This is a genomic window from Pseudomonas sp. SED1 (genome assembly GCF_034044025.1).
Taxonomy (GTDB): Bacteria; Pseudomonadota; Gammaproteobacteria; order Pseudomonadales; family Pseudomonadaceae; genus Aquipseudomonas.
The window spans coordinates 25,000-36,263 of the sequence record NZ_JAXCIS010000072.1 but is presented as its reverse complement, the minus strand read 5'-3'; the positions used below and the strand labels follow the sequence as shown (position 1 = coordinate 36,263).

At 61.5% G+C, this 11,264-nt stretch carries 12 protein-coding genes; 2 read left to right on the top strand and 10 right to left on the bottom strand.

Annotated elements, in window-relative coordinates; all coding sequences use genetic code 11:
* The first annotated feature begins 88 nt into the window (after positions 1 to 88).
* Positions 89 to 1,237: an acyl-CoA dehydrogenase family protein gene (locus SNL23_RS11205; RefSeq protein ID WP_167662634.1), complete on the top strand. Its 1,149-nt coding sequence runs from the start codon at positions 89 to 91 to the stop codon at positions 1,235 to 1,237.
* A 132-nt stretch (positions 1,238 to 1,369) separates the two neighbouring features.
* On the opposite strand, the gene SNL23_RS11200 is transcribed toward SNL23_RS11205, so the two are convergent.
* Both SNL23_RS11200 and fnr read right to left on the bottom strand, forming a co-directional pair.
* Positions 1,370 to 1,918 carry an adenine phosphoribosyltransferase gene (locus tag SNL23_RS11200; protein ID WP_076017210.1) on the bottom strand — a complete coding sequence of 183 codons (549 nt, stop codon included), beginning with the start codon at positions 1,916 to 1,918 and terminating at the stop codon, positions 1,370 to 1,372.
* Positions 1,919 to 1,998: 80 nt separating this feature from the next.
* Positions 1,999 to 2,733, bottom strand: a complete 735-nt coding sequence (gene fnr / locus SNL23_RS11195; protein WP_003219044.1) for a fumarate/nitrate reduction transcriptional regulator Fnr — start codon at positions 2,731 to 2,733, stop codon at positions 1,999 to 2,001.
* Between the two features lie 153 nt (positions 2,734 to 2,886).
* On the opposite strand from fnr, the gene SNL23_RS11190 reads away from it, so the two are divergent.
* On the top strand, positions 2,887 to 3,375 hold the full coding sequence (locus SNL23_RS11190; protein ID WP_076017211.1) for a hypothetical protein: 489 nt from the start codon (positions 2,887 to 2,889) through the stop codon (positions 3,373 to 3,375).
* A gap of 7 nt (positions 3,376 to 3,382) precedes the next feature.
* Here the strand turns inward: SNL23_RS11190 and hemN are convergent, their stop codons facing one another.
* The 8 genes from hemN to SNL23_RS11150 all read right to left on the bottom strand — a co-directional run bounded on the left by hemN (position 3,383) and on the right by SNL23_RS11150 (position 11,215).
* Positions 3,383 to 4,765 carry an oxygen-independent coproporphyrinogen III oxidase gene (gene hemN / locus SNL23_RS11185; protein WP_318302266.1) on the bottom strand — a complete coding sequence of 461 codons (1,383 nt, stop codon included), beginning with the start codon at positions 4,763 to 4,765 and terminating at the stop codon, positions 3,383 to 3,385.
* Positions 4,766 to 4,868: 103 nt separating this feature from the next.
* Positions 4,869 to 5,552, bottom strand: coding sequence for a sulfite exporter TauE/SafE family protein (locus tag SNL23_RS11180; RefSeq protein WP_076017213.1), 684 nt, complete (start codon positions 5,550 to 5,552; stop codon positions 4,869 to 4,871).
* Complete coding sequence (gene ccoS / locus SNL23_RS11175) at positions 5,545 to 5,763, bottom strand: cbb3-type cytochrome oxidase assembly protein CcoS (RefSeq protein WP_003219033.1); 219 nt, start codon at positions 5,761 to 5,763, stop codon at positions 5,545 to 5,547. Before ccoS ends, SNL23_RS11180 begins: the two co-directional genes overlap by 8 nt.
* Positions 5,764 to 5,785: 22 nt before the next feature.
* The gene (locus SNL23_RS11170; protein ID WP_318302265.1) at positions 5,786 to 8,236 is read right to left on the bottom strand and encodes a heavy metal translocating P-type ATPase; all 2,451 of its coding nucleotides are present in this window, start codon (positions 8,234 to 8,236) and stop codon (positions 5,786 to 5,788) included.
* Positions 8,237 to 8,371: 135 nt separating this feature from the next.
* Entirely contained in the window at positions 8,372 to 8,911 is a 540-nt protein-coding gene (locus SNL23_RS11165) for a FixH family protein (RefSeq protein ID WP_010176382.1), read from the bottom strand.
* A gap of 16 nt (positions 8,912 to 8,927) precedes the next feature.
* Entirely contained in the window at positions 8,928 to 10,343 is a 1,416-nt protein-coding gene (gene ccoG / locus SNL23_RS11160) for a cytochrome c oxidase accessory protein CcoG (RefSeq protein WP_318302264.1), read from the bottom strand.
* Between the two features lie 207 nt (positions 10,344 to 10,550).
* Positions 10,551 to 10,961, bottom strand: a complete 411-nt coding sequence (locus SNL23_RS11155) for a type II toxin-antitoxin system VapC family toxin (protein ID WP_318302263.1) — start codon at positions 10,959 to 10,961, stop codon at positions 10,551 to 10,553.
* Complete coding sequence (locus SNL23_RS11150; protein WP_010176379.1) at positions 10,961 to 11,215, bottom strand: type II toxin-antitoxin system Phd/YefM family antitoxin; 255 nt, start codon at positions 11,213 to 11,215, stop codon at positions 10,961 to 10,963. Before SNL23_RS11150 ends, SNL23_RS11155 begins: the two co-directional genes overlap by 1 nt.
* Positions 11,216 to 11,264 lie beyond the last annotated feature (49 nt).

Genomic DNA, 11,264 nt, shown 5'->3' with positions numbered 1-11,264 from the left:
GTTTTGTGGCGGTCACAAGCCTTTCTTCTTGCTTGATAACCAAGCAAGCGCTTGGTAAGTTCGCTCCACCTTCCCGTGGAGCTTGCCGATGTCTGCCTATCAGGAATACTTCGACCCCAGCCACCAATTGGTCCGCGACAGCGTGCGCCGTTTCGTCGAACGCGAGCTGTTGCCGGGCATCGAGCAGTGGGAGGAAGCCGAGAGCTTCCCCCGGGAGTTGTACCTGAAGGCCGGCGCGGCGGGGATCCTGGGGATCGGTTACCCCGAAGCCCTCGGCGGCAGTCATGAAGGTGATCTGTTCGCCAAGGTCGCGGCCAGCGAAGAGCTGATGCGCTGCGGCTCCGGCGGTGTGGTGGCGGGGTTGGGCTCGCTGGATATCGGCTTGCCACCCATCGTCAAATGGGCCCGGCCTGAAGTACGCGATCGTGTCGCGCCGCAGGTTTTGTCCGGCGAGAAGATCGCCGCCCTGGCGGTCACCGAGCCCGGTGGTGGCTCCGATGTCGCCAACCTGCAAACCCGTGCCGTGCGCGACGGTGATCATTACCGGGTCAGCGGCAGCAAAACCTTTATCACCAGCGGCCAGCGCGCCGACTTCTATACCGTCGCAGTACGTACCGGTGGGCCGGGCTTTGCCGGTATCAGCCTGTTGTTGATTGAAAAGGGCACGCCTGGTTTCACCACCGGCACACCGCTGAAGAAAATGGGCTGGTGGGCGTCGGACACTGCCGAATTGTTCTTCGATGATTGCCGCGTACCCGTAGGCAATCTGATCGGCGCCGAGAACATGGGCTTCGCCTGCATCATGGGCAACTTCCAGAGCGAGCGGCTGGCCCTGGCGTTGATGGCCAACATGACCGCGCAGATGGCCCTGGAAGAAAGCCTCAAGTGGGCGGCCCAGCGCGAGGCCTTCGGCAAACCCATTGGCAAGTTCCAGGTGCTCAAGCATCGCTTGGCGGAAATGGCCACGGCAGTGGAAGTCTCCCGGGAGTTCACCTACCGCCAGGCCGCCAAGATGGCCGCAGGCAAGAGTGTGATCAAGGAGATTTCCATGGCCAAGAACCTCGCCACCGATACCGCCGACCGCGTGACCTACGATGCCGTGCAGATCCTCGGCGGCCAGGGTTACATGCGCGGCAACCTGGTGGAGCGGCTGTATCGCGACAACCGCATCTTGTCCATCGGTGGCGGGACTCGGGAAGTGATGAACGAAATCATCAGCAAGCAGATGGGCTTGTAGAAAGCGCTTTTGTGGCGAGGGAGCTTGCTCCCGCTGGAGTGCGCAGCGCTCCCAAAGATCTTGGGGCCGCTTCGCAGCCCAGCGGGAGCAAGCTCCCTCGCCACACAAGCTCCCTGCCACACGAATCCCGGGTTATTGGTCCGTCAGCGCAAACTGGGTCAGGCAGAACGTCGGAATCCCCATGTCTTCCAGGCGCTGGGACCCACCCAGCTCCGGCAGATCAATGATCGCCGCCGCTTCGAAAATCCGTGCGCCCATGCGCCGGGCCAGGTTGGCCGCTGCGATCAGCGTGCCGCCGGTGGCGATCAGGTCATCGAACATCAGCACCGAATCACCTTCGCACAGGCTGTCGGCGTGCACTTCCAGGAAGGCTTCGCCGTACTCGGTCTGGTAACCCTCGGCCAGCACGTCAGCCGGCAATTTGCCTTGCTTGCGGAACAGGATCAGCGGTTTGTTCAACTGATAGGCAATGATCGAACCGATCAAAAAGCCGCGGGCATCCATCGCTCCAATATGGGTGAAGTCGGCTTCGACGTAGCGGTGCACAAAGGTATCGGCCACCAGGCGCAAGGCCTTGGGTGACTGGAACAGCGGCGTAATATCGCGAAAGATCACCCCGGGCTTGGGGAAGTCGATGACTGGGCGAATCAGGGATTTGATGTCGAACGAATCGAAGACCATCGTCGAGGAGTCCTGGGGAGGAAAACGGACTCGAAGTATACCTGCGGCCCAGCCGATTGGCTCGGCCGCAAGCGTCTGGATCAACCGTCGAGCGAACCGCCAGCGAGTGCGCAGAGCTGGATCGGGTCGAGGATGTGCACTTCCTTGCCTTCAGCGGCAATCAGCTCATTCTGCTGGAAGCGAGTGAATACCCGGGACACGGTTTCCACCGCCAGGCCCAGGTAGTTGCCGATTTCATTGCGCGACATGCTCAGGCGGAACTGGTTGGCCGAGAAACCCCGGGCGCGGAAACGTGCGGAGAGGTTGACCAGGAAGGTAGCGATCCGCTCGTCGGCGGTTTTCTTCGACAGGAGGAGCATCATCTGCTGGTCGTCGCGGATTTCACGGCTCATCACGCGCATCAATTGGCGGCGCAATTGCGGCAACTGCAGGGCCAGTTCATCCAGGCGCTCGAACGGGATTTCACACACCGAGGTGGTTTCCAGGGCCTGGGCCGAGACCGGATGAATCTCGGTGTCCATGCCCGACAGCCCGACCAGTTCGCTCGGCAGGTGGAAACCGGTGATCTGCTCTTCGCCGCCATCGCTCAGGCTGAAGGTTTTCAACGCGCCAGAACGTACTGCATAAACGGAATCAAACTTGTCGCCCTGGCGAAACAGAAACTCGCCTTTTTTCAGTGGGCGACCGCGTTTAACGATTTCGTCCAGCGCTTCCATATCTTCCAAATTCAACGAAAGTGGCAGGCAGAGGGGGGCCAGGCTGCAATCCTTGCAATGGGCCTGGCTATGAGCGCGCAGTTTAACTGGCTCGGACATTTCTTAAATCCTTGTGGGAAAACACACATAAGACGTAAGGGTACCGCACTGGGGGATGATCCGGCCAGCGTGTACAAAAAAGCAGCAGCGGTATAAAGGTTTATGTATCGGCGCCGATACATGGACGTATCTCTATGAGCTGGAGCTCAGATCATGTCAGTGAGCACTGTCCAAAACCCGATTATCAACGCGCCTGCGGTGTCGATTTGGAAGGCTGCCGATGCAGCCAAGGAAAAAGAAGCCGCCGCCAAGGCGCCGGCCTCTGAAACCAAGCCTGCCGAGCCAAACGCCACTGAAGGCGTGAAGGTCACCATTTCCGGTGCGGGGATGGGCATGGCCTCGGCTGAGAAATCCTCCAATAGCGATATTGATGAGAGCAGCCTGAGCGACAGCGCCAAGCAGCTGTTGAAAATGATCCGCGAGCTGAGAAAGCAGCTGGCCGAAAAGATGGCTGAGCTCTCTACCGCCATGTCCGACACGTCCATGAGCCCGGAGGCGCGCCAGGCCAAAGTGGCAGGCTTGCAGGGCGAAGTGGCGGCCATTCAGGCCGGCTTGATGACAGCCCAGACGCAATTGGCCAAAGTCCTGAAAGACGAGCCGCCTCAGGCTCAGATGGAAGCCATGAGCCTGATGGCGAAGTAACACGCGATCAGATAACCCGGGAGAAGCGTTGCCGATTCTGGTGCTCGAGGTAAGCATCGAACACCATGCACACCGAGCGCACCAGCAGGCGTCCAGCCGGCAATACGCGGATGCCTTGGGGGTCAAGTTCGATCAGCCCGTCCTCGGCCATCGCCTCCAACTGTGGCCACAGCTCATCGAAGTAACCACGAAAATCGATGTTGAAAGCCTGTTCGATTTTTTCGAATGCCAGGCTGAAATTGCAGATCAACTGCTGAATCACTTCCCGCCGTAACCGATCATCCGTGGTGCACAACAGCCCTCGGCTGGTAGCCAGTTGCGCGCCGGCCAGAGCGTTCTGGTAGTGGTTCAGGTCACTGCTGTTCTGGCAGTACAGGTCGCCAATCTGGCTGATCGCCGACACCCCAAGCCCGATCAAGTCGCAATGCCCGTGGGTGGTGTAGCCCTGAAAGTTGCGTTGCAGCCTGCCTTCCTCCTGAGCGACGGCCAGTTCGTCATCCGGCAGTGCAAAGTGGTCCATGCCGATGTAGCGGTAGCCGGCCTGGGTCAACTGCTCGATGGTGGTTTGCAGCATCAGCAGCTTTTCGGCCGGGGAGGGCAGGTCATCAGTATCGATCCGCCGCTGGGGCATGAAACGCTCCGGCAAGTGTGCGTAGTTGAACACCGAGAGGCGATCCGGTTGCAGGCTGATTACTTCTTCCACGGTGCGTGCGAAATTCAGCGGCGTTTGTTTGGGCAAGCCGTAGATCAGGTCGATATTGATCGAACGAAACTGCAGGGTGCGTGCTGCGTCGATCACTGCGCGGGTTTCTTCCAGGCTTTGCAGGCGGTTCACCGCACGCTGCACTTCAGGATCGAGGTCCTGCACGCCGATGCTGACGCGGTTGAAACCCAGCTCACGCAGCAGGCCCATGGTCGCCCAGTCGGCTTCTCGTGGGTCGATTTCGATCCCGTAGTCGCCGGAATCATCGTCCAGCAGGTTGAAGTGCTGGCGCAGCCGGCCCATGACCTGACGCAGCTCGTCATGGCTGAGAAAGGTCGGGGTGCCACCGCCAAAATGCAGTTGCTCCACCGGCTGCCTGGGGTCGAGGTGGCAGGCCACCAACTGGATTTCCTGCTCCAGGCGTTGCAGATAGGCGTGAGCCCGGCCGCGGTCCTTGGTAATGACCTTGTTGCAGGCGCAGTAGTAGCAAATATTCGCGCAGAACGGCACATGCACATACAGCGACAATGGCCGTGCGGCCTTGCGACTGTCGCGCAGGGCGTGAAGCAGGTCGAAGGTGCCGACCTGGCTGTCGAATTGTACGGCGGTGGGGTACGAGGTGTAGCGCGGCCCCGCCAGGTCGTAGCGGTGAATCAGATCAGTGTCCCAACGAATGGCGTCGAGCATGCGGGCGTTCCCCCGGATAGGCTAGTGGGCCGAGTCTAGGGGCTGGGTGGGCAGGCCATCTTGATTTGCATCAACGGGGAGCGGCGCTATGCCACATGGCCTTTTAATGGCCCATTAGCCAGTGCTGGTGCGGGCCGGGTAGCGTCCACAGGCCAAATACAATCACCAGCACGCCACCGGTCATGCGCACGCTTCGTTTGCGCAATAGCGCGGTGACACGCTCGGCCGCCAGCCCAGTGGCCAGCAGCACCGGCCAGGTGCCGAGGCCGAAGGCGAGCATCAGCACTGCACTGTCCAGTGCGTTGCCCTGGCTGGCCGCCCACAGCAGGGTGCTGTAGACCAACCCGCACGGCAGCCAGCCCCACAGCGCGCCCAGCAGTAATGCCCGGGGCAGGCTGGACACCGGCAGCAAACGGTTGGCAAACGGCTGGATATGGCGCCACAGGCCGCGCCCGAGGCTTTCGATACGGGTCAGGCCGCTCCACCAGCCGGCCAGGTACAAGCCCATGCAGATCAGCAACAGCCCGGCGAGGATGCGCATGAACATCGCCGCCGGGCTATTGGCCACGGCCCAGCCCGCCAGGCCGATCAACAGGCCGGCGGTGGCATAGCTGAGGATGCGTCCGAGGTTATAGGCCAGCAGCAGGCGAAAGCGGCGACTGCGTTGTTCCTTGGGAATCGCCAGGGTCAGCGCGCCCATCAGGCCGCCGCACATGCCCAGGCAATGGCCGCCGCCCAGCAGGCCGAGGATCACCGCCGAGACCAGCAGGGGCGCCAGTTCAAGCATGGGGCGGGTCTTTGGGCTTGGGCGGTTGCTCAGGGCCATTGGCTTCGTCGACGGCGGCCAGGTGATTCGGGTCCTGGTCGTCGAACAGCACGCTGTGGGCCGGGCCATCGAGGTCGTCGTACTGGCCGCTGTCCACCGCCCAGAAGAAGATGTAAATGGCGATGGCCACGATCAACAGCGCCGCCGGGATCATCACGTAAAGAGCTGGCATCTGCACTCCATGCCCGCGCGGCTCAAGCCGGCAGCGGACGGGTTACGGGGGCGGCGTTCGCGGCTGGCGTGCTCGGCATGCGAGTCAGGCGCAGGGCGTTGAGCACCACGGTCAACGAACTGAGGGACATGCCAATCGCCGCCCAGATCGGGGTGATCCAGCCGAGGGCGGCAAACGGCAACATCAGGCCATTGTACAGCCCGGCCCACAGCAGGTTTTCAATGATTACCCGACGGGTGCGCCGGGCCAGGGTAAAGGCTTGTACCAGGGCGTCGAGGCGGTTCGACAGCAGTACCGCGTCGGCACTGGTCTTGGCCAGGTCGGTGGCCGAGCCCATGGCCACGCTGATATCGGCGGCGGCCAGCACCGGCACGTCGTTGACGCCGTCACCGAGCATCAGCACCTTGCGGCCTTCCTTGTGCAACTGTTGCAGCATTTGCAGCTTGTCGTCTGGGCGCAGGCCGCCGTGGGCTTTATCGATGCCCAGCTCAAGGGCGACGCTGGCGACCATTGGCGAGCTGTCGCCGGACAGCAGCAAGGTGCGCCAGCCGCGGGCCTTGCAGGCGGCGAGCAGGGCGGGGGCGTCGCTGCGCAGGCGATCATCCAGAACAAACCAGGCGAGTGCGCCGTCGGCGTCCCCCAGCAGCAACCATTGCCCGGCTTCCTTTGGCGAGGCGGGAAGAGCGCAGCCGCTCAATTCGCAGACAAAACCCGGCTGGCCAATGCGCAACCGGCGTTTACCGACAATGCCTTCCAGCCCCAGTCCCGGCATGCTGAGCACTTCATCCGCCGCCAGTGGTGCGCGGCCGAATGCGCGGGCAATCGGGTGTTCAGAACGTTGCTCCAGCGCGGCAGCAAGGCTCAGGCATTCGTCGCTGCCCAGCACACCCAGCGCACGGATGGCGCGCAAGGCCAGGCGGCCTTCGGTGAGGGTGCCGGTCTTGTCGAAAATCACTGTGTCGATCTGGTTCAGGCCTTCCAGCACGTGGCCCCGGGTCAACAGCAGGCCGAGTTTGTGCAGGGTGCCGGTGGCTGCCGTCAGGGCGGTTGGCGTCGCCAGGGACAGGGCACAAGGGCACGTTGCAACCAGCATCGCCAAGACAATCCAGAACGCCCGTGACGAGTCCAGCTCCCACCACACCAGACCGATCACAGCAGCGGCGATCAACGAACACAACAGGAACCATTGGGCGGCGCGGTCGGCGATTTCCGCCAGCCGGGGTTTTTCCGCCTGGGCCCGCTCCAGCAGGCGCACGATGGCCGACAGGCGCGTGTCGTGGCCCAGGGCGCGGACTTCGACGGTCAGCGCGCCTTCGACGTTGAGGGTGCCGGCGGTAACCGCATCGCCGACCTGGCGCGGCTGCGGCAGGTACTCGCCGGTCAGCAGGGATTCGTCGATGCTCGACTGGCCGTCGAGGATGATGCCGTCTGCCGGCAGCACCGCGCCCGGATGCACCAACACCCGGTCGCCCAAGGCCAGTTCGCTGAGCAGGATCCGTTCACTTTGCCCATCGGCACTCATGCGCAGGCACGAAGCCGGCAACAGGTTCACCAACTGCGCGGTCGCCGCGGCCGTACGTTCCCGGGCGCGGCGCTCCAGGTAGCGTCCGGCCAGCAGGAACAGGGCAAACATGCCGACTGCATCGAAATACAGCTCGCCGGTGCCGGTGATGGCAGTCCAGATCCCGGCCAGGTACGCACCGCCGATCGCCAGCGACACTGAGACATCCATGGTCAGGTGGCGGGTACGCAGGTCACGCATCGCGCCTTTGAAGAAGGGCGCGCAGCTGTAGAACACGATTGGTGTTGTAAGAAACATCGCGACCCAGCGCAGGATCACGTGCAGCTCGGGGCTCAGGTCGATATTGAATTCCGGCCAGGTGGCCATCGTTGCCATCATTGCCTGGAACCACAACAGCCCGGCCACGCCCAATTGACGCAACGCCAGACGGTTTTCGCTGGCCAGTTGTTCGGCGGCGCGGTCGGCTTGGTACGGGTGGGCGGCGTAGCCGATGTGGCGCAACTCGCCGAGCAGTTGGCTCAGTGGCAGTTGCCCATCGGCCCAACGCACGTGCAGGCGGTGGTTGGACAGGTTCAGCCGCGCCTCGGCCACGGCCGGCAGGTTGCGCAGGTGTTTTTCGATCAGCCAGCCACAGGCAGCGCAACTGATGCCCTCCATCAACAGCGTGGCTTCCGACAGATCACCGTCGTGGCGCACGAAGGGCTTTTGCACATCCGCACGGTCATACAGCGCCAGCTCGTCCACCAGTTGCACCGGCAGCGCCTCGGGGTTGGCCGAGGCTTCGCTGCGGTGCTGGTAATAGCTTTCCAGGCCACCGGCGACAATCGCCTCAGCCACCGCCTGGCAGCCCGGGCAACACAGCTCGCGGGACTCGCCGAGAATCACGGCGGTGAACCGGCTGCCGGGCGGCACGGGCAGGGCGCAGTGGTAGCAAGGAATTGGGGTGGTCATGGCTCAGTTCCGATGATCGTTCCCACGCTCTGCGTGGGAACGCTTCGCTGGACGCTCCGCGTCCGCTCTTGTGACGCGGAGCGTCACGGGATGCATTCCCACGCAGAACGTAGGAACGATCAAACAGGTGCCGCTCTATTTTTTCAGGTCTTCAGCACCCTGCAGCGGCTCGTCGCCCAGCAGCAAGTCCTTGTCATGGCTGACCTGTTCTTCTTCAAACATGCGCCAGGTCCTGTCGCCTTCCACACCCAGCAATTCGACGAAGCGGCGGCCTTCGACCTTGTCGGTCACCTGGCCGATGTAGCGGCCAGGCTCGCTGTCGCTGCGGGTCAGGATGATCTTGCGATCCTTCTCCGGCTGGGTCGGCGAAATCAGGTTCAGTTCCAGCGTGCCGGGCCCGCTGTTGCCGGTCAGGTGCAACTCGACTTCGCCGGTCAACTCATCCAAGTGCACCTTGGCACGCAGTTGCAGGGTCTGGGCCAGTAGCTCGCGGTCCAGTGAGCGGTTGATGCCTTTGCCGGCCTCGTAGTAGTTGTCGTTGACCAGGTTGTCGGGGTTGTTCACCGCGATGGTCACCATGGACAAGGTCAACGTCACCGAGCAGGCCAGGATCCCAATGATGATCCAGGGCCAGAGGTGCTTGTACCAGGGGCTTGCGGCAGTTGCTGCGGGCATTGTTCTGCTCTCTTGTTTAGCGAATTTGTGGGCCGATGAATCGGCTCTTGGCTTCAATGTGGACGCTGTCGTCATCGGCATCCTTGAGGATGAATTTCACCTCGTTGGTGCTCGACGGCAGTTGTTCCGGTGCGCTCGACAGCTCCACCGGCATGCTGAAGATCTCCCCGGCAGCCACCTTGATCTCGCGCCGGCCTTGCAGCTTGAGGTCCGGCAGGCCTGCGGCTTCCAGCACGTAAGTGTGGTCGCGCTGGTCCTTGTTCATGATCTTCAGGCTGTAGACGTTTTCGATCCGGCCTTCGGCGTTTTCGCGGTACAGCACTCGGTCCTTGCTGACGTCGAAACCCACCAGAGAACGCATGAAGAATGCGCCTGCCAACAAGCCCATCATCGCCAGCAGCACCAGGGCATAACCGATCAGGCGCGGGCGCAGTTTATGGGTTTTCTGCCCCGACAGGTTGTGCTCGGTGGTGTAGCTGATCAGCCCGCGCGGATACTCCATCTTGTCCATGATGTTGTCGCAGGCGTCGATGCAGGCCGCGCAGCCGATGCATTCGATCTGCAGGCCGTCACGGATGTCGATGCCGGTGGGGCACACCTGCACGCACATCGTGCAGTCGATGCAATCCCCCAGGCCCTCGGCCTTGTAGTCGATACCTTTTTTGCGCGGGCCACGGGTTTCGCCACGGCGTGGGTCGTAGGACACGATCAGGGTGTCCTTGTCGAACATCACGCTCTGGAAACGCGCGTATGGGCACATGTAGATGCACACTTGCTCGCGCAGCCAACCGGCGTTGCCGTAGGTGGCGAGAGTGAAGAAACCTACCCAGAAATACGACCAGCCATCGGCCTGGCCGGTGAAGAAGTCGAACACCAGTTCCCTGATCGGCGAGAAGTAGCCGACGAAGGTCATGCCGGTGACAAAGCCGATGACCAGCCACAGGCTGTGCTTACTGAATTTGCGCAGGAACTTGTTGGCGCTCATCGGCGCCTTGTCCAGTTTGATGCGCTGGTTGCGGTCGCCTTCGGTGACTTTTTCGCACCACATGAAGATCCAGGTCCACACGCTTTGCGGGCAGGTGTAGCCACACCAGACGCGGCCGGCATACACGGTGATGAAGAACAGGCCAAACGCCGCGACGATCAGAATGCCCGACAGCAGGATGAAATCCTGGGGCCAGAAGGTCGCGCCAAAAATAAAGAACTTACGCTCCGGCAGGTTCCACCACACGGCCTGGTGGCCACCCCAGTTCAGCCACACGGTGCCGAAGTAGAGCAGGAACAAACCGGCGCCACCGAGCATCCGCAAATTGCGGAACAAACCGGTGAAGGCGCGGGTGTAGATTTTCTCCCGCGATGCGTAGAGATCGACGGTGTTGCTTGAATTTTTGGCAGGCGGGGTAACGTCATGTACCGGAATCTGGTTGCTCATCATTGCATCCCACGGCAGTGGAGATTTGCCTCGGCCAGTACGTGCCAACCGGGGTCAAAATAGGGGTGTTGCAGTGGCCTAATGATACGCCCCTGATACCCTTCGACGGGTGCGACCTTTGGTCGCGTTGGGGGAAATCAATTGATGGTGTACGTGATCTGGATCAATTGACTTGTGAAGTATGGACGGTTTTTGCAGCCTTACCGGTCATTCGTCCCAGGGATTGATCAGCGCGACGCCGCTGGATTGAAAGTCACTGATGTTGCGGGTGACCACTGTCAGACCATGAACCAGCGCGGTCGCAGCGATCAGCGAGTCACTTTCGTTTGCTTGGTCTGGCACATGCAAGCTGGCACAGCGCAGGGCAACGGCTGCATCAATCGGCAGGATTCTGGCATCAAACGCCGGCATTACATGGCGCTTGAGCCATGTGCGCAAAACCTTCCCCTGAGCGGGATCACGCCGCTCCATGCGCAGGACCCCTGTTTCCAGTTCCTTCAAGGTAATGGCTGAAATATACATCCGTGGTGCGATGACACTTTTGGCCCAGGCGACCACCTTGGCATCGGCCTGGGGTTTGCGCAGTTCAGAAATGACATTGGTGTCGAGTAGATACATCAAGAGAAGTCCACGGGTCGATGAATGATCACGGCGCGCTCGGTTTCGAACTCGATATCTGCCGCTTCTGGCATCACCAACAGGTCAACGATGTCGGCATTGAGGCCTGTCAGTTTTTGGTAGTCCTCAATGCTTAGCAGTACATGGGCAGGCTTGCCCCGGTCAGTGATAAAAACCGGGCCTTGGCGGGCGGCTTTTTTGGCACCGCTTGTGTCTTGATTGAATTCACGGCTGGAGATGGTGGTGATGGTCATGGGGGCTAGCCTCCTCATGGGGTACGAATGTAGATACGTTACTACTGCG